This is a genomic window from Pseudomonas sp. JV449, assembly GCF_032424295.1.
Lineage (GTDB): Bacteria > Pseudomonadota > Gammaproteobacteria > Pseudomonadales > Pseudomonadaceae > Aquipseudomonas > Aquipseudomonas marginalis.
Genome location: NZ_VYKD01000019.1, coordinates 350988 through 367442, shown reverse-complemented (window position 1 = coordinate 367442; position 16455 = coordinate 350988). Strand labels below are relative to the sequence as shown.

Here is a 16455-nt window from a genome sequence, read left to right as displayed (position 1 = left end):
GTTGATACCCGTCAACACCTGTTGCGGCGCTTTGCCCCATGCTGCCTCCCTGATTCAGAGCCCGACGGAGCCCGCCATGAACGCCCCCGCAACAACCGCAGCCTCTTTCAAGTTGCCCCTGGGCCTGGTGATCGGCGTACTGGTGATGGTCGGCGTGCTGCTGTTGCCGCTGCCCGCCGACCTGCCGGTGGCCGGGCAGCGCATGCTGGCGATCCTCGCGTTTGCGGTGGTGGTGTGGATCACCGAGGCGGTGTCCTATGAAGCCAGCGCGATCATGATCACCTCGCTCATGGCGTTTTTGCTCGGCACCGCGCCGTCGCTGCAAGACCCCACGCACCTGATCGGCTCCAGCCCGGCCATCAGCATGGCGCTTACCGGCTTTTCCAACCCGGCACTGGCCCTGGTGGCGGGCGCGTTGTTCATTGCGGCGGCCATGACCCACACCGGCCTGGACCGGCGCATCGCCCTGGTGACCCTGACCCGCGTCGGCACCAGCACGCGGGGCATTCTGCTCGGGGCGATTGCGGTGACGATCCTGCTCAGCCTCGTGGTGCCCAGCGCCACGGCGCGCAGCGCCTGTGTGGTGCCGATCATGATGGGCGTGGTCGCCGCATTTGGCGTGGACAAGCGCTCCAACATCGCCGCCGGCCTGATGATCGTGGTGGCCCAGGGCACCAGCATCTGGAACGTCGGCATCCAGACCGCCGCCGCGCAAAACCTGCTGACCGTGGGCTTCATGGACAAGATGCTCGGCCAGCGCGTGTCGTGGATCGACTGGCTGATCGCCGGCGCGCCGTGGGCGGTGATCATGTCGGCGGTGTTGCTGTTCCTGGTGATCAAGCTGCTGCCGCCGGAAACCGACAGCATCCCCGGTGGCAAGGAGGCCGTGGCCCAGTCCCTGGTGGACATTGGCCCGATGACCGGCCCGCAGAAACGTTTGCTGACGGTGTCGGTGCTGCTGCTGTTGGCATGGGCCACGGAAGGGCGCCTGCACCCGTTCGACACCACCTCGACCACCTACGCCGGGTTGGTGTTCCTGCTGCTGCCGGGCATCGGGGTGATGACCTGGAAAGATGTGCAATCGCGCATTCCGTGGGGCACGGTGATCGTGTTTGGGGTGGGCATCAGCCTCGGTACCGCATTGCTGACCACCCAGGCCGGGCAATGGCTGGGGTCCCAGGTGGTGGCGCACACCGGCCTGGATCAGGTCGGGCCGCTGGGGGTGTTTGCGATCCTGGGGGCGTTTCTGATTGTGATCCACCTGGGCTTTGCCAGCGCCACGGCGCTGACTTCGGCGTTGTTGCCGATATTGATTGCGGTGCTGCAGACCTTGCCGGGGGAGTTCAACCGCTTGGGCATGACCATGCTGTTGGGGTTTGTGATGAGCTACGGGTTTATCCTGCCGATCAATGCGCCGCAGAACATGGTGTGCCTGGGGACGGGGACGTTTACGGCGCGGCAGTTTGCCAAGGTGGGGATCCTGGTGACGTTGATCGGGTATGGGTTGATGTTGGTGTTTGCGGCGACTTACTGGAGCTGGCTCGGTTGGATCTGATTTGAAATGCGCTTGTGGATGCCCATGAGATCCACTGTGGCAGGCCGCTGATGTGGTGAGCGGGCTTGTCCCGCGCTGGGGGCGCTTCGCACCCTCACGGGGGACAAGTCTGCATCGCCATCAGCTTGAGCGTTGGGTGGGCTTAGTCATAGGACCTTGATCACCACCTTGCCCTTGGCTCTGCCCCGTTCGACGTAGCTCAAGGCCTCAGCCGTTGCCTCGAGAGGGAAGGTTCGGTCGATCACCGGTGTGATAGCGCCGGACTCGACGAGCGCGGTGATTTTCTGCAATTGCGCACCGCTCGCACGCATGAACACGAACCCATAGTCGACGCCCTGCCTGCGGGCTTTTCTGCGTATGCCGCTGCTTAACAGGCGCATGATCCAACCGAGTCCCCAGGACAGCTTTTGCTCGCGTGCGAACTCGGCGGTCGGTGGCCCCGAGATGGAGATGAGCTGCCCACCCGGTTTGAGAATGCGCAGGGATTTTTCCAGTTCGGCGGGGCCGAGGCTGTTCAAGACGACGTCGTAGTCACGCAAGACGTTTTCGAAATTCTGCTGCGTATAGTCGATGACGACGTCTGCTCCCAACGCCTTGACCCAATCCACGTTGGCGGTGCTGGTCGTGGTGGCAACGAAAGCCCCCAGGTGTTTTGCAAGCTGGATGGCAATGCTGCCGACACCACCGGAGCCCGCCTGGATAAAGACTTTTTGCCCCTTCTTCACGCGGGCTGTTTCAACCAGCACCTGCCAGGCGGTCAGTGCCACCAGGGGCAGGGCGGCGGCTTGTTCCATGCTGGTGTTTTTGGGTTTCAGTGCGAGGGCACTTTCCTTAATCGCGATCAGCTCGGCAAAGCCACCGATGCGCGCGTCGGGCGGGCGCGCGTAGACCTCGTCACCGGGCTTGAAGGTGCGCACGCCTGACCCTACGCGAACGACGACGCCGGCCAGGTCGTTGCCCATGATCAGCGGGAATGTGTACGGCAGGATCAGTTTGAATTCACCCTTGCTGATCTTCGAGTCCAGCTGGTTGACGCTGCTGGCATGTACCTTGACCAGTACGTCGTGGATGCCCGGTTCCGGGTCCGGTACCTCGGCAAGGCGTCCTTGATGCTTGCCGTAACGGTCGATCAGGAAGGCTTTCATCGTTCAGTTCCCATGGCTATACGTGACAATCACGCCTTGGCTTGATAGCGCTCGGCGACGACCGATTGGCGAATCTCTGACAGCAAACCCTGGCGGGCGGCTTGCAGGGCATCCCAGCGGGCGGCGTCTTGCAATGGCGGAATGGTCACCGGCTCGCGACGATCAAAACCGACCAGCGCAGCATCGACCAACTCGTCCACGCTCATGATTTCGCTCAGGGTATTGATGTCGATGCCCGCGCGATCCCAGATTTCCGTGCGAGTGGCGGCTGGAAGAACGGCTTGCACGTAGACGCCCTTGGGCGAGAGTTCGAGGCTCAGCCCCTGGGATAGAAACAGCACGAACGCCTTGGTTGCACCGTAGACGCTCATGCCGAATTCCGGTGCCAGCCCCACCACCGAGCCAATGTTGATAATCGCGCCGTTACCGGCGTGTACCAGGCGTGGAGCGATGGCGCTGGCGAGTCGCACCAGGGCGGTGGTGTTGAGCGCGACCAGGTTGGTAACGCTGTCGATGGATTGCTCGATGAAGCTGCCGGAGAGGGCGGCGCCCGCATTGTTCACCAGGATGCCGATACTGGCGTCGTCACGCAGGCGTGCTTCGACGCGGGCCAGGTCACCGGTTTGAGTCAGGTCGGCCTGGATCACGTCAATGGACACCGCGTGTTTCTCACGCAGCTGCGAGGCCAGTGCGTCCAGCCGGCCTTTATCGCGGGCTACCAGCACGAGATTGTGCCCACGTTGGGCAAAACGCTCGGCGTAGGTCGCGCCAATGCCTGTTGAGGCGCCGGTAATCAGTACGGTTTCTGGGGTGCTCATAAGTAGATGCTCTTGATTGTTCAGGATGATCAGAGACGGCGATCCGCGCCGTACAGCCGCAGAGACATGCGCTGGTGGTTTTATGATGTCGATCACAATCAAAACTGTCAACAGTTTTGATTGTGATCGACATCAGAGTATAGTCAGGCCATTGTTCAGGAGTCCCAGGGGCGCGAAATGAAGATCACCAAGACACAATCACTCGCCAACCGAGCTCATATTGTGGAGACGGCGTCAGAGCTGTTTCGTGAGCGTGGCTATGACGGTGTGGGTGTGGCAGAACTCATGGCTACTGCGGGTTTTACCCAGGGAGGCTTCTACAAACACTTCGGCTCCAAGGCCGACTTGATGGCCGAAGCAGCGGAAAATAGCCTGGCAAAGTCCCTGTCGAATAGCTCCGATCTGGACATTCCGGGCTTTGTGAACCTGTACGTGTCCAGGGATCACAGAGACGGCAGGGGAGAGGGGTGCACCATGGCAGCCCTGTGTGGTGACGCGGCCCGTCAGTCAGATGATCTGAAGGCAACCTTTGCCAGTGGCGTTGAAAACACGCTTGCAGCACTCGAGGACAAGTACACGGCGGGTGTGGATGTGCCCAGGCAAGAGGTCCGCGCGAAAATGATCGACCTGCTGGCCCATGCAATCGGTGCGGTCATGCTGTCGCGGGCGTGTCCGGATGACTCGGCCCTGGCGGATGAAATATTGGAAACGTGCCGCGCTGAGATAATGGCATCCCTGCCATCGAGTAAAGAAAGCAGCGCATGAGTGGCAAGATGGGCGCTGACCGACGCGCCCAAGATGGCAAGATGAACCCCGCTCAGGTTTACTACTCTGAGTAGTGGTTTTACCGACGTCACCCGTCGGCTCATCTAGGTCATCGAATGGACAAATACACCCCCCGCCCTTGGGAACCCCACGAGCGCCCGAGCCTGCCGGGCTCGCCGTCGACGCCGCTGCATCCGACGCACAAGCGCTGGCTGTTTGCGATGGTCGGCGTGCTGGTGGCAATCACCGGTGGCCTTGGCAACGCGCTGGTGATCGCCAACCTGCAATACCTGCAAGGCGCCCTCGGTGCGACCACCGCGGAAATGGCCTGGCTGCCCGCCGCCTATGTGATGACCAACGTATGCATGAACCTGCTGCTGGTGAAGTTCCGCCAGCAATTCGGCCTGCGCGCGTTTACCGAGGCGTTCCTGGTGCTGTATGCGCTGGTGACCTTCGGCCACTTGTTCGTCAACGACCTCAACTCGGCCATCGCCGTACGGGCCGCCCACGGCATGGTCGGCGCGGCGCTGAGTTCGTTGGGCTTGTATTACATGATCCAGGCGTTCCCGGCCAAGTGGCGGTTGAAATCCCTGGTGCTGGGGCTGGGCACGGCGCAGTTGGCGTTGCCCCTGGCGCGGCTGTTCTCCGAGGACTTGTTGCAGATCGCCGAATGGCGCGGGCTTTACCTGTTCGAACTGGGCCTGGCGCTGATCTGCCTGGGTTGTGTATTCCTGCTCAAACTGCCTCCCGGCGACCGCTTCAAGACCTTTGAAAAACTCGACTTCGTCACCTTCGCCATTCTCGCCAGCGGTGTCGCGCTGCTGTGTGCGGTGTTGTCCCTGGGGCGTATCGACTGGTGGCTGGAAGCGCCGTGGATCGGCGTGGCCTCGGCCTGTTCCCTGGTGCTGATCATGGCCGGCCTGGCCATCGAGCATAACCGCGCCAACCCGATGCTGATGACCCGCTGGCTGGGCAGCGGCACCATGATCCGCCTGGCGTTGGCGGTGATCCTGATTCGCATGGTGCTGTCGGAGCAGTCCACCGGTGCGGTGGGGTTCATGCAGATGCTGAACATGAGCTACCAGCAGATGCATACGCTGTACGTGGTGATGCTGGCCGGCGCGATCAGCGGGCTGGTGGTCAGTGCGCTGACGATCAACCCGGCGCACCTTCTAATGCCGTTGGTCATCTCCCTGGCGCTGATGGCCACCGGCTCGGTGATGGACAGTTTCTCCAGCAACCTCACGCGTCCGCAGAACCTGTACATCAGTCAGTTCCTGCTAGGCTTCGGTGGCACCTTCTTCCTGGGGCCGACCATGGTGCTGGGGACCAAAAACGTGCTGGCCAACCCGCGTAACCTGGTGAGCTTTTCGGTGATGTTCGGGATTTGCCAGAACCTCGGCGGCCTGATCGGCGCGGCTTTGCTCGGGACCTTCCAGATCGTGCGCGAGAAGTATCATTCCAGCATGATCGTCGAGCACCTGACGCTGCTCGACCCGCGTGTGGCCGCACGGGTGCAGAGCGGCGGGTCGGCCTATGGCGGTATCGTCGCCGACCCGGAACTGCGTAACCTCATGGGCATCCGCAGCCTGGCCGCGGCGGCGACCCGCGAGGCCAATGTCATGGCCTACAACGATGTGTTCATGCTGATCGCGATTATCGCGATCCTGACCATGATCTGGATCTTTATCCGCAGTCTGTGGCTGATGAGTACCACCAAGGCAGCCACTCCCGTTCAACCCAGCGGCGCTACTTCATGACCGAACCCACCACCACGACCACCAACGCCATCGCCGCCACCCCGGAAGGCACCACGCCGCCCGGCGCCACGGTTACCGAGCCGCGCTCATTGCGCGTGCGCATCTTCTCGTCCCTGGGCTTTGCCGCGATTGCCATCGTCGGCGTGCTGATCGTGCTGTATGCCTGGCAATTGCCGCCGTTCAGCAGCGCGGTGGAAACCACCGAGAACGCTCTGGTGCGCGGCCAGGTGACCATTATCGGCCCGCAGCTCAGCGGCTATGTGTTCGAGGTGCCGGTGCAGGACTTCCAGTACGTCAAGGCTGGCGACCTGCTGGTGCGCCTGGATGACCGTATCTACAAGCAGCGCCTCGACCAGGCCCTGGCGCAACTGGCGGTGCAGAAGGCCGCGCTGGCCAATGTGGTGCAGCAACGCAACAGTGCCGAAGCCACCATCAAGCTGCGCCAGGCCGCACTGGTGGACAGCCAGGCCCAGGCGCGCAAAAGCACCGCCGACCTGCGCCGCAACGAAGAGCTGATCAGCGACGGTTCGGTGTCCCGGCGCGAGCTGGACGTGACCCGCGCCGCCAATGCCCAGACCATCGCCGCCGTGGCCCAGGCCCAGGCCAGCCTGGAAATCGCGCGGCAGGATTTGCAGACGGTGATCGTCAATCGCGGCTCCCTGGAAGCGGCGGTGGCCAGTGCAGAGGCGGCGGTGGAGCTGGCGCGGATCGACCTGTCCAACACCCGCATTACGGCGCCCCGTGACGGGCAGTTGGGGCAGATTGGCGTGCGCCTGGGGGCCTACGTCAACTCCGGCGCGCAGTTGATGGCGCTGGTGCCGAAGCAGCTGTGGGTGATCGCCAACATGAAGGAAACCCAGATGGACAATGTGCAGGTCGGCCAGCCGGTGACTTTCACCGTGGATGCGCTCAACCACCGCAGGTTTCACGGCACGGTGCAGCATATCTCCCCAGCCACGGGCTCGGAGTTCAGCCTGTTGCAGGCGGACAACGCGACGGGCAACTTTGTGAAGATTGCCCAACGCGTGCCGGTAAGGATTGCGGTGGACCCGGATCAGGCTGAGAGTGAACGGTTGCGGCCGGGGTTGTCGGTTGTCGTGAGTATCGACACGGCTGGGCGGCTGAAAAACTCTCCACCTTGAGCATGACGCTGATCCCTGTAGGAGCGAGCTTGCTCGCGAAGATCGTCAACGATAACGCGGGGCGCCTGATGCCCCGCGTTGCCCTGAGGTTTTTCGCGAGCAAGCTCGCTCCTACAGGGGGGTGTATTTCAGGTTGAAATTGAGTTGGACCGACTGATTGTGTTCCAGCAGTTTCAGGCCCGGCCGTCCCGCCAGGTGATGAGCATTCACCGGATGGCTCACCGGCTCGATGCAAAAGAACCCCAGCCCCGGCGGGCAGTACAGCAGGAAGTAATCGGCCCCGCTGGCCTGGCATTCCAGCGCATAGCCCAGGTCCGGCTGTTCGATCCGACAATGCCCGTCCCACTGGCAAAACCCGTTGTCCACCAAGCCTTCGGGCAGGGGCTTCAATACCTGGAAGTCCCACTCGCCCGGCACCGGCGCCAACCCGGTCGGCAACTTGGATGCGTCACTCATCCACACCTGTGCGGCCCTGGCCTGCAACCGGGTACCCGGCCGGCGCGGAAAGTACGGATGCAAGCCCAGGCCATGCCATGCGGCTGTTTCGGCCAGATGGGTCACCCGCAGTTCAATACTCAACGCTCCGTCGCTCAAGTGAATCCGCTGCTCGGCGCGATAGGCAAACGGCGTCTCGCACAGCACCTCCAGCACCACTTCATTCGCCGACTGGCTGACCACCTGCCACGCCTGTTGCCAGGCCGAGCCATGGATCGGCAGCGGATCGGTGAGGCTGTTGGGCGTGAGCGCGAGCCAACCGTCGGGGTTGTCGAAACCGCCGTGGGCAATGCGGTTGGACCAGGGCACCAACGGATAGCACGCCAGCTTGCCGGGCAAACCGGTATGGATCGCCTGCTCATCGTTATGGCGCAGCAGCGGCTGCCCGGTGGCGCGCACCGTCCAGTTGACGATGCTGCCGCCCACGGCCGGATTCACGGTGAGGTGGGTCAGGTGGTCTTCAAGTTCAATCATCTTCACAACACCACGCTTGGCAGCCACAACGACAGCGCCGGAATGTAAGTCACCGCTAACAGCACCAGGAACAGCACGGCGTAAAACGGCAGCAGCGCTTTCACGGTCTTCTCGATACTCACCTTGCCCACCGCCGCACCCACGAACAGCACCGCACCCACCGGCGGCGTAATCAAGCCAATGCCGAGGTTAACCAGCATGATCATGCCGAAGTGCACCGGGTCGACGCCGATACCGAGCACCACCGGCAGCAGGATTGGCGTGAGGATCAGGATCAGCGGTGCCATGTCCATCACCGTGCCGAGCAACAGCAGCATGGCGTTGATGCACATCAGGATCACGTAGCGGTTGTCCGACAGGGTCAGGAACAGCGTGGTGATTTTTGCCGGGATCTGCATCAGGGTCATGATGTAGCCGAAGCTGGCGGCGAAGGCGATCAGGATCATCACGATGGAAATGGTGCGCACCGTGCGGTGCATCAGCTTGGGCAGCTCGCTCCATTTGTAGTCGCGGTAGATGAACATGGTCACGAAGAACGCCCACAGCACGGCAATCGCGGCGGACTCGGTGGCGGTGAAAATGCCCGAAAGAATGCCGCCGAGGATGATCACCATGGCCATCAGGCCCCACAGCGCGTCGGCGCAGATTTTCAGGGCCTGTTTCAAGGGGATGACTTCGCCCTTGGGGTAGTTGCGTTTTTTCGCGAAGATCAGGCACAGCACCATCAGGCACGCGCTCATCAGCAAGCCGGGCACCACGCCGGCCATGAACAGCGAGGCGATGGACACCGTGCCGCCCGCCGCCAGGGAGTAGAGCACCGAGTTATGGCTGGGCGGGGTCAGCAGCGCCTGCACCGAACCGCTGACGGTGACGGCGGTGGCAAATTCCCGTGGGTAGCCACGGCGCTCCATTTCCGGGATCAGCACCGAGCCGACCGAGGCGGTGTCGGCCACCGACGAGCCGGAGATGGCGCCAAAGAACGTCGAGGCCATGATGTTCACCAGCGACAGGCCACCGCGCACAAACCCCACCAGCACCCCGGCAAACGCCACCAGCCGCCGCGACATGCCGCCCTCGGCCATGATCGCCCCCGCCAGCACGAAGAACGGAATCGCCATCAGCGAAAATTTGTTCACCCCGCCCGCCACCTGAATCATCAGGGCCTGGAACGGGATGTCGATCCACCACGCGCCAATCAGCGCCGACAAACCCAGGGCGTAGGCCACCGGCATGCCGATCAGGATCAAGGCGATAAAGCTGCCCAGCAGAATCAATGCGTCCATATCAGGCAGCCCCTTCGCTTTCTTCCACCAGGTCGAAGCGCACCACGCGCCGGTTGCTCTGGTCACCGAGCAGGAGTTTTTCCACCACGAAGATCAGGGTCAGCAGCCCGCCAATCGGGATCGGCATATAGGTGATGCCCACGCGCAGGGTCGGGATGGCGCTCATGAACTGGTTCCAGGTGGACACGCACAGCTTGGTGCCCCAGATCGCCATGAACAGGCAGATGGTGCCCATCAGCAGTTGTGACAGGATGCCGACGATGCGGCGCTGGGCGGGCGGCAGGCGGTCCGTGACCATGGCCACCGACATATGCGCGCCGGCGCGGTAGCTGGCGGCGGCGCCGATAAAGGTGAACACCAGCATCAGCAGGATGGCGGTGGGTTCCGGCCAGCTGGAGCCGGTGCCGAGGATGTAGCGGGCGAAGATGCCCCAGGGGATGATCAGTGCGACGCCGAGAACCGAGAGGCCGGCGACCCAGATGCAGGTCATGTAGATGCGGTCGTTGATGCGCAGCAGTAGATTCTTCATGGCGTTCACCGTAACCGGGCGCGGCGGTGCAGACCGCGCCGGGCCGTTTGCGAGAGGCAGGAGAGGTTATTGAACGGCGTCGATGCGCGCGATGATGTCGGCGTACGGCGCGCCGTACTTGGCGCGAACCGCTGCGGTGGCGTCATAGAAGGGCTTTTTGTCGACGGTGATGAACTCGACGCCGGCCTTTTTGAGTTTTTCCTCACTGCTGGCGGACTTGGCATCCCACAGCGCGCGCTCATCGGCCTGGGCGGCCTTGGCGGCGTTTTTGACCATGACCTGTTGCGCCGGGGTGAGCTTGTTCCAAGTGATTTTCGACATCACGATGGGCTCGGGCAGGATCAGGTGCTCGGTGAGGGTGTAGTACTTGGCGTTCTGGAAGTGGTTGTGTTCCAGCAGGGTCGGCGGGTTGTTCTCCGCGCCGTCGATCACCCCGGTCTGCAGGGCGCTGAAGATCTCGCCGGTGTCCATTGCAATGCCGTTGGCGCCCATCGCGTTGAAGGCGTCGATGAACAGCGGGTTGCCTTGCACGCGGATCTTCATGCCCTTGAGGTCTTCGATCTTGCGCACCGGCTTCTTGGTGTAGAGGTTGCGTGTGCCGCCGTCCATCCAGGCCAGGGCCACCAGGCCGAACTCGGAGTCGGTGATCTTGGCGAGAATCTCGTCGCCGATCTCGCCGTCGATAACCTTGCGCATATGCGCCTGGTCGCGGAACACGAACGGCAGGTTGAACACGTTCACGTCCGGCACCACCGGCCCGACGATGCCGAGGCTGACGCGGGTCATCTGCACGGCGCCGACCTGGGCCTGTTCGACCACTTCCTTCTCGGAGCCCAGCACGCCGCCGGGGAAGTACTTGAAGGTCAGTTCGCCGTTACTTTCCTTGGTCAGGGCCTTGCCCATGTTTTCTTCGGCGACGACGGTGGGGTAGCCGGCGGGGTGGATGTCGGCGAACTTGATTTCCAGTGCATGGGCGGCGCTGCTGAGGGTAAAGACTGCGGCGGCGAGCAAGGTGCGTTTGAAGTCCATGGGAGGTCACTCCTGTGTTGTTATTGTTGTATTCAAGGCACAGCGATGCAGCTAAAGGATGAAGCGGGGCTCCGGCAATCCGGCGACACCGGGGTTGAGGGCGAACACGCCGCCGGACACTGACTGTTCACTCTGGTCGTCACGGATCGAGGTGACGAACAGGGTGTCCAGGCGGCTGCCGCCGAAGGCGCACATGGTGGGTTTTTTCACCGGTACGGTGAGGGAGCGGTCCAGGCGCCCGTCGGGGGTGAAGCGGTGGATCAGGCCGGCGTCGTTGGCGCAGATCCAGTAGCAGCCATCGGCGTCCACGGCGGCGCCGTCGGGGCGGCCGAGGAAGTTGTGCATGTCGACGAACACGCGACGGTTGGACGGCGTGCCGGTGTCGATGTCGTAGTCGAAGGCCCAGATCTGCTGGACCAGCGGGTGCGAATCCGAGGCATACATCGTGCGGCCATCGGGGCTGAAGGCCAGGCCGTTGAGGGTGATAAAACCGTCCAGATGGGCGTGGGGGGCCGAACCCGATGCATAGCGATAGAGGATGCCTTCGGCCGCATTCGCGCCCATGTTCAGCACCATGCTGCCGGCCCAGAAACGGCCCTGGCGGTCGCAACGGCCGTCGTTCAGGCGCATGTCCGGGCGTGGATGCTCGACACTGGCCAACGGCGTGGTATCGAGGCTGCCGTCGTTGTGCGGCGTGAGTTGGAAGAAACCGGTTTCCATCCCGGCGACCCAGTTGCCCGCCGTGGTGCGGGCAATGCAGGCAAGCATCTGCGGGGCTTTCCAGGCGGCAACGTGGCCGCTGGCGGCGCTCCATTTTTGCAGGCCGCCGTTGGGGATATCCACCCAGTACAGGGCGTTTTCCTCGGGCACCCACACCGGGCATTCGCCCACGGCATTGCGGGCGTCGACGATCAATTCAGCAGTCATGGCCACTCATTCCCTTGGGTTGGTGTGAACTCAGTCACCGAACGGCCCGGCGGCGCAGAACGCCCCACCCTGATAGACCTTGGCCGGGTCATTGGCGGCTACCGGTGGCTGGGTTTCGACCTGGGCGCGGAAGACTTCGGAGCTGTCTTTCGGGGCGTAGCCCAGGTGCGCGGCGTAGCGGTTGTCCCACCAGGTGTCGAGGTTATCCGACATGCCGTAGACCACCGTGTGACCGACGTTCGGCGTATACAGCGCGCGTTCGAGCAGTTGGGTCAGGTCGTCGAAGCTCAGCCAGGTGTGCATCATCCGGCGGTTCTGCGGTTCCGGGAACGAGGAGCCGATACGGATGCTCACGGTCTCGATGCCGTAGCGGTCGAAGTAGAAGCTCGCCATGTCTTCGCCGTAGGACTTGGACAGGCCGTAGTAGCTGTCGGGGCGGCGTGGGGAGTGGGCGTCGATGGTTTCGGTCTGCTTGTAAAAGCCGATCACATGGTTGGAACTGGCGAAGATCACACGTTTTACCCCATGGCGGCGTGCGGCTTCGTAGATATGGAAGGTACCGCTGATATTGGCGCCGAGGATTTCTTCAAACGGACGCTCCACCGATACACCGCCGAAGTGCAGGATGGCGTCGACGCCTTCCACCAGGTGGTGCACCGCTTGTTTGTCGGCGAGGTCGCAGGGCTGGACTTCTTCCGAGGCATCCACCGGCGGGGCCATGCTGGCGATGTCCGACAGGCGCAGCACCTGGGTGTAGGGACGCAGGCGTTCGCGCAGGACTTTGCCGAGGCCGCCGGCGGCACCGGTGAGCAGCAGGCGGTTGAAGGGAGTGGGGGTGGTCGTGGTCATGGGGATTCCAAATTTTTGTTGTAGGTTGTCGTATGACTATGCCGAAGTATTGTTAGGGATCCCCCAGGTTGTCAACGTTCTTCCAGATGAGTGAGATTCAAACTGTGGGAGGGGGCTTGCCCTCGATGAGGGCGTGCCAGTGAATGCATCTGTTACTGACCCACCGCCATCGGGAGCAAGCCCCCTCCCACAGGGGATTTTCTGGGGCTGGGAGACTAGGTTCTACAGCAGGGAGATTGGATAGCTGATAAAGATCCGGTTTTCGTCGAACTCGTTGTTGCTGAAATCTCGACGCATGGTCGAGTTGCGCCACTTCACGTTGAGGTTCTTCAACGCACCGCTCTGCACGGTGTAGGCCAGTTCCGATTCGCGCCCCCATTCCTTGCCATCGGTGATCGCCCCGGTGTGCACGTTGCTGCCGCTGATATAGCGGTTCATCAGGGTCAGCCCCGGCACGCCGAGTACCACGAAGTTGAAGTCATGCCGCACCTGCCAGGATTTTTCCTTGGCGTTGTCGTAGCTGGCGTTGTAGCTGTCGTTGGCCAGGGTGCCACCGCTGGTGCCGTTGACGCGCATCCACACGCTGTCGCCGGTGAGTTTTTGCAGGCCCACGTAGAAGGTGTTGCCGTTGTACTTGGCCGAGAGCAGGGCGAACACGGTCTTGTTGTCGAGGTCGCCGGCCAGGGCGCTGCCGTCTTCCTTGCCGTTGAAGAAACCCAGGTTGGCCCCCAAGGTCCAGTCGCCCACGGGCTGGCTGTGGGTCAGGTTGAAGTACTGCTGCTGGTAGATATCGGCCAGCTCGGCGTACCACACGCCGACCTGGGTGCGCTTGTCGTTGAAGGTGTATTCGCCGCCGCCGAAGTTGAAGCGATCAGAGGTGAACGCGGCTTTGCCGTTCATGAACATGTCTTCCATGCTCGCGTCGTTGCGCGGGCTGTTGCCGCGAAACTGGCCGCCGTAGAGGGTCAGGCCGGCGATTTCGCTGGACGTCACCTGGCCGCCGCGAAAGGTCTGGGGCAGCGAGCGGCCATCGTCGGAGCGCAGGATCGGCAGCACCGGCATCCATTCGCCGACCTTCAATTCGGTCTTCGACAGCCTGGTTTTCAGCGCCACGCCCAGGCGCCCGAAGTTGTCGGCGGGGCGGCCGTCGTCGTGGATCGGCAACAGTTGGGTACCGCCGGTGCCTTTGCCGCCATCGAGCTTCTGGGAATACAGCCCCAGCACATCAATGCCGAACCCCACGGTGCCCTGGGTGAAGCCGGACTTGGCGTCGAGAATAAAACTCTGCGTCCACTCTTCGGCCTTGCCCTGGGGGTTGCTCGGGTTGGTGAAGTTGCGGTTGAAGTAGGCGTTGCGCAGGTTGAGCGTGGCCTTGGCATCATCGACGAAACCGTCGGCATGGGCGAGGAGGGGCAGGGTAAACAGGCCGATAACACTGAGACGCGCGGACGAATTGCGGGCGAATGGACTCACAGTGACGCTCCCTTTCATTTGTTGTTTTTATTATTTGTTATACGTCGTCGTACAACATTGGAGCGGATATTTGCGGGCTTTTCAGGGTGTGTCAAGCAGAAGTTATACGATGACTAGGTGTGGGTTGATCCAGAGCGCACAGGATCAATGTGGGAGGGGCGGTGCGACGATTCGACTTGCCCCTTCCACATTCAGCCCGCCAGGACCATCGGCGGCAAAGTGCCAAGGAGTGAAACGACCGCTACTGCACAAACACCGAGCAGCCATTCCAGCATCACGCTGGCCTTCAAGCTGCCCAACCGCTGTTCGCCGCTATCAAGGCGCAACCGGTTCAACAATGCCAGCGCCAGCATGCCCAGCACCAGCATCACCTTGATCAGCAGAATCAGGGCAAAACCACTGAACAACGGCGTGGGCCACAGCTGTCCGGTGAGTACGCGCACATTGATCAGGCCGGTCACCAGCAAGCCGGTGACCAGGCCATAACCCACGCCGCTGAAACGACGCAGGACAGGCGCCAGCTCAACACGGTGTGACTGCCTGAGGATCAATACCAGCAGCAATAACCCACCCAGCCATGCGCCGACGCATATCAGGTGCATCACCTGGTTGAGGATCAACAACTGCCCGCTCAGCCCGTCGAGCATGGCGCCATGGCCGACCGGGGCGAGAGTCATCAGCAACAGTGTGAGCAATGGCAGGCGCGGGGCTTTCCACGGGGTCATCAGGGCGATGACCAGCAAGCCATTGACGATCAGGTGCCAGGTCCACACCTGGCCAAAAAAGGTCTTGCCCAGCACCAACTGCACGGTCGACAGTTCCAGCGCCGCCGGCCATGAACCGGCCATGCTGGCGGTAATCAACAGTAACCAGATCACCCCCGACGCGAGGGCCGTCCATGCCAGCCCATGGGTGATGCGCAACAATTGCCGGTCCAGCACCGGCTGCGGTTCAGCGCCGAGGAGCCAGGGCCTGAATACACGGGCCCCGAACATCAACAGCACGACGATGAAATGCACGAACCGGCACAGCACCAGCAGCGTTGCCATGGGTTATTGGCCGACCTTGAAGCTGTACTCACCGTTGCTCTTGTGGGTGTCGACCGACACCGCATTCCACACCACCTTGTAGGTGCCCGCCGCAAGTGGGGCGGCCGGTGTCACCACCAGGGTTTTCTTGTCGGCGTCCGGGGTTTCCAGGCCTTTGATGGCGATTTCGGTGCCGTCCTTGCTCAGGGACACCTTGGTGAAGGTGGCTTCGACGCCTTCGCTGAAGGTCAGGCGCAGGTCTTTGGGCGCGGTGACGCTGCTGTCTGCCGCAGGCGTGGAGCTTTTGAGATGAGCATGGGCAAATGCTGCGGAGGCACCCAGCAGGGAGGCGAGCAGGGCGACAGTGGTCAGGGTTTTCTTGATCAACATTGTGCAATACCCATCAATGGTTAGGAGCGGGCAGTGTACGAAGTTTCGACTGCGCCTGTCGCCCCGATCTAGAGCGGTGGTAGTCTTTGGGGCATGTCTTTGTCAGGGAGCCCTTATGGGCAATCACAAGAGCGGAATTCGCCGGGTCAACGTCGAGAAAATCCTGCTGGCGGCGGAGAAAATCTTCGCCGAAAAGGGCTACGGCAGCACTGCCATGGCCGATATCGCCGAAGAAGTACAACTGCCGCGCTCCAACCTGCATTACTACTTCACCACCAAGAGCGAGCTGTACAGCGCGGTGCTGTTCGACCTGCTGGAAGTGTGGAAGCAGGACGCCCTCAGCTTCGAAACCTTCGATGACCCCCGGGTGGTGCTCAGCAGCTATATCCGCGCCAAGATGCAGCGCTCGCGCACGCGGCCCTATGGCTCCAAGGTCTGGGCCAACGAGATCATCCACGGCGCGCCGACACTCGGTGAGGCCCTGGATGAAAGCCTGTACGACTGGGCCAAGATGAAGGAAGCGAAAATTCGCCAGTGGGTGGAAGACAAACGCATCCTGCCGGTGGAGCCGTCGAGCCTGCTGTACATGATCTGGGCGTCGACCCAGCACTATGCCGACTTTGATCACCAGGTGAAGATTTTGAATGATCACCAGCCGTTGTCGGATATGCAGTTCGAGAAGGCGATCCAGACGGTGACCAGTGTGATTTTGCGCGGGATTGGGTTGGAGCCTTGAGTGTTGTGGTGGGGCTGAGGGCCTCATCGGGGCATAGGTATCTACACAACTCTTAAA

At 62.1% G+C, this 16455-nt stretch carries 16 protein-coding genes; 5 read left to right on the top strand and 11 right to left on the bottom strand.

The window, feature by feature from the left end; genetic code table 11:
- Positions 1–76: 76 nt before the first annotated feature.
- The gene (locus F6S08_RS19325) at positions 77–1555 is read left to right on the top strand and encodes a DASS family sodium-coupled anion symporter (RefSeq protein ID WP_027606213.1); all 1479 of its coding nucleotides are present in this window, start codon (positions 77–79) and stop codon (positions 1553–1555) included.
- Between the two features lie 146 nt (positions 1556–1701).
- On the opposite strand, the gene F6S08_RS19320 is transcribed toward F6S08_RS19325, so the two are convergent.
- Positions 1702–2700 carry an NADP-dependent oxidoreductase gene (locus tag F6S08_RS19320; protein ID WP_074847226.1) on the bottom strand — a complete coding sequence of 333 codons (999 nt, stop codon included), beginning with the start codon at positions 2698–2700 and terminating at the stop codon, positions 1702–1704.
- A gap of 29 nt (positions 2701–2729) precedes the next feature.
- A complete protein-coding gene (locus F6S08_RS19315; RefSeq protein WP_065926998.1) occupies positions 2730–3518 on the bottom strand; it encodes an SDR family NAD(P)-dependent oxidoreductase in 789 nt (262 codons plus the stop codon).
- A gap of 177 nt (positions 3519–3695) precedes the next feature.
- Between F6S08_RS19315 and F6S08_RS19310 the strand changes: the two genes are divergently transcribed.
- From F6S08_RS19310 to F6S08_RS19300, 3 genes are all read left to right on the top strand, one after another.
- Positions 3696–4283: a TetR/AcrR family transcriptional regulator gene (locus tag F6S08_RS19310; protein ID WP_065926999.1), complete on the top strand. Its 588-nt coding sequence runs from the start codon at positions 3696–3698 to the stop codon at positions 4281–4283.
- Between the two features lie 116 nt (positions 4284–4399).
- A complete protein-coding gene (locus F6S08_RS19305; RefSeq protein WP_315872175.1) occupies positions 4400–6043 on the top strand; it encodes an MFS transporter in 1644 nt (547 codons plus the stop codon).
- Complete coding sequence (locus F6S08_RS19300; protein ID WP_315872174.1) at positions 6040–7185, top strand: HlyD family secretion protein; 1146 nt, start codon at positions 6040–6042, stop codon at positions 7183–7185. The genes F6S08_RS19305 and F6S08_RS19300 overlap by 4 nt, the downstream gene beginning before the upstream one ends.
- Positions 7186–7296: 111 nt before the next feature.
- Here the strand turns inward: F6S08_RS19300 and F6S08_RS19290 are convergent, their stop codons facing one another.
- From F6S08_RS19290 to copC, 9 genes are all read right to left on the bottom strand, one after another.
- Positions 7297–8154: an aldose 1-epimerase gene (locus tag F6S08_RS19290; protein WP_315872173.1), complete on the bottom strand. Its 858-nt coding sequence runs from the start codon at positions 8152–8154 to the stop codon at positions 7297–7299.
- A gap of 2 nt (positions 8155–8156) precedes the next feature.
- On the bottom strand, positions 8157–9437 hold the full coding sequence (locus tag F6S08_RS19285; RefSeq protein WP_065948402.1) for a TRAP transporter large permease: 1281 nt from the start codon (positions 9435–9437) through the stop codon (positions 8157–8159).
- Between the two features lies 1 nt (position 9438).
- The gene (locus tag F6S08_RS19280) at positions 9439–9966 is read right to left on the bottom strand and encodes a TRAP transporter small permease (protein ID WP_065927004.1); all 528 of its coding nucleotides are present in this window, start codon (positions 9964–9966) and stop codon (positions 9439–9441) included.
- A gap of 66 nt (positions 9967–10032) precedes the next feature.
- Positions 10033–10995 (bottom strand): TRAP transporter substrate-binding protein, encoded by a 963-nt coding sequence (locus tag F6S08_RS19275; RefSeq protein WP_053138521.1) that lies wholly within the window; start codon positions 10993–10995, stop codon positions 10033–10035.
- Between the two features lie 51 nt (positions 10996–11046).
- Positions 11047–11922, bottom strand: a complete 876-nt coding sequence (locus tag F6S08_RS19270; protein WP_315872172.1) for an SMP-30/gluconolactonase/LRE family protein — start codon at positions 11920–11922, stop codon at positions 11047–11049.
- 30 nt (positions 11923–11952) lie between these two features.
- Positions 11953–12771: an NAD(P)-dependent oxidoreductase gene (locus F6S08_RS19265; RefSeq protein ID WP_315872171.1), complete on the bottom strand. Its 819-nt coding sequence runs from the start codon at positions 12769–12771 to the stop codon at positions 11953–11955.
- A gap of 222 nt (positions 12772–12993) precedes the next feature.
- Complete coding sequence (locus F6S08_RS19260; protein WP_065927008.1) at positions 12994–14244, bottom strand: OprD family porin; 1251 nt, start codon at positions 14242–14244, stop codon at positions 12994–12996.
- Positions 14245–14435: 191 nt separating this feature from the next.
- Positions 14436–15293 carry a copper homeostasis membrane protein CopD gene (gene copD / locus F6S08_RS19255; protein ID WP_065927009.1) on the bottom strand — a complete coding sequence of 286 codons (858 nt, stop codon included), beginning with the start codon at positions 15291–15293 and terminating at the stop codon, positions 14436–14438.
- A gap of 3 nt (positions 15294–15296) precedes the next feature.
- Positions 15297–15662, bottom strand: a complete 366-nt coding sequence (copC, locus tag F6S08_RS19250; RefSeq protein WP_065927010.1) for a copper homeostasis periplasmic binding protein CopC — start codon at positions 15660–15662, stop codon at positions 15297–15299.
- Between the two features lie 115 nt (positions 15663–15777).
- Between copC and F6S08_RS19245 the strand changes: the two genes are divergently transcribed.
- Positions 15778–16398, top strand: coding sequence for a TetR/AcrR family transcriptional regulator (locus tag F6S08_RS19245; RefSeq protein ID WP_027606227.1), 621 nt, complete (start codon positions 15778–15780; stop codon positions 16396–16398).
- The last annotated feature ends 57 nt before the right edge of the window (positions 16399–16455 follow it).

Excerpts from the sequence above, each read along its gene's own strand:
- F6S08_RS19280 (WP_065927004.1), bottom strand. The coding sequence starts at position 9,966 with ATGAAGAATCTACTGCTGCGCATCAACGACCGCATCTACATGACCTGC.
- copC (WP_065927010.1), bottom strand. The coding sequence starts at position 15,662 with ATGTTGATCAAGAAAACCCTGACCACTGTCGCCCTGCTCGCCTCCCTG.
- F6S08_RS19315 (WP_065926998.1), bottom strand. The coding sequence starts at position 3,518 with ATGAGCACCCCAGAAACCGTACTGATTACCGGCGCCTCAACAGGCATT.
- F6S08_RS19290 (WP_315872173.1), bottom strand. The coding sequence starts at position 8,154 with ATGATTGAACTTGAAGACCACCTGACCCACCTCACCGTGAATCCGGCC.
- F6S08_RS19270 (WP_315872172.1), bottom strand. The coding sequence starts at position 11,922 with ATGACTGCTGAATTGATCGTCGACGCCCGCAATGCCGTGGGCGAATGC.
- F6S08_RS19300 (WP_315872174.1), top strand. The coding sequence starts at position 6,040 with ATGACCGAACCCACCACCACGACCACCAACGCCATCGCCGCCACCCCG.
- F6S08_RS19310 (WP_065926999.1), top strand. The coding sequence starts at position 3,696 with ATGAAGATCACCAAGACACAATCACTCGCCAACCGAGCTCATATTGTG.
- copD (WP_065927009.1), bottom strand. The coding sequence starts at position 15,293 with ATGGCAACGCTGCTGGTGCTGTGCCGGTTCGTGCATTTCATCGTCGTG.
- F6S08_RS19275 (WP_053138521.1), bottom strand. The coding sequence starts at position 10,995 with ATGGACTTCAAACGCACCTTGCTCGCCGCCGCAGTCTTTACCCTCAGC.
- F6S08_RS19245 (WP_027606227.1), top strand. The coding sequence starts at position 15,778 with ATGGGCAATCACAAGAGCGGAATTCGCCGGGTCAACGTCGAGAAAATC.
- F6S08_RS19320 (WP_074847226.1), bottom strand. The coding sequence starts at position 2,700 with ATGAAAGCCTTCCTGATCGACCGTTACGGCAAGCATCAAGGACGCCTT.
- F6S08_RS19265 (WP_315872171.1), bottom strand. The coding sequence starts at position 12,771 with ATGACCACGACCACCCCCACTCCCTTCAACCGCCTGCTGCTCACCGGT.
- F6S08_RS19285 (WP_065948402.1), bottom strand. The coding sequence starts at position 9,437 with ATGGACGCATTGATTCTGCTGGGCAGCTTTATCGCCTTGATCCTGATC.
- F6S08_RS19305 (WP_315872175.1), top strand. The coding sequence starts at position 4,400 with ATGGACAAATACACCCCCCGCCCTTGGGAACCCCACGAGCGCCCGAGC.
- F6S08_RS19325 (WP_027606213.1), top strand. The coding sequence starts at position 77 with ATGAACGCCCCCGCAACAACCGCAGCCTCTTTCAAGTTGCCCCTGGGC.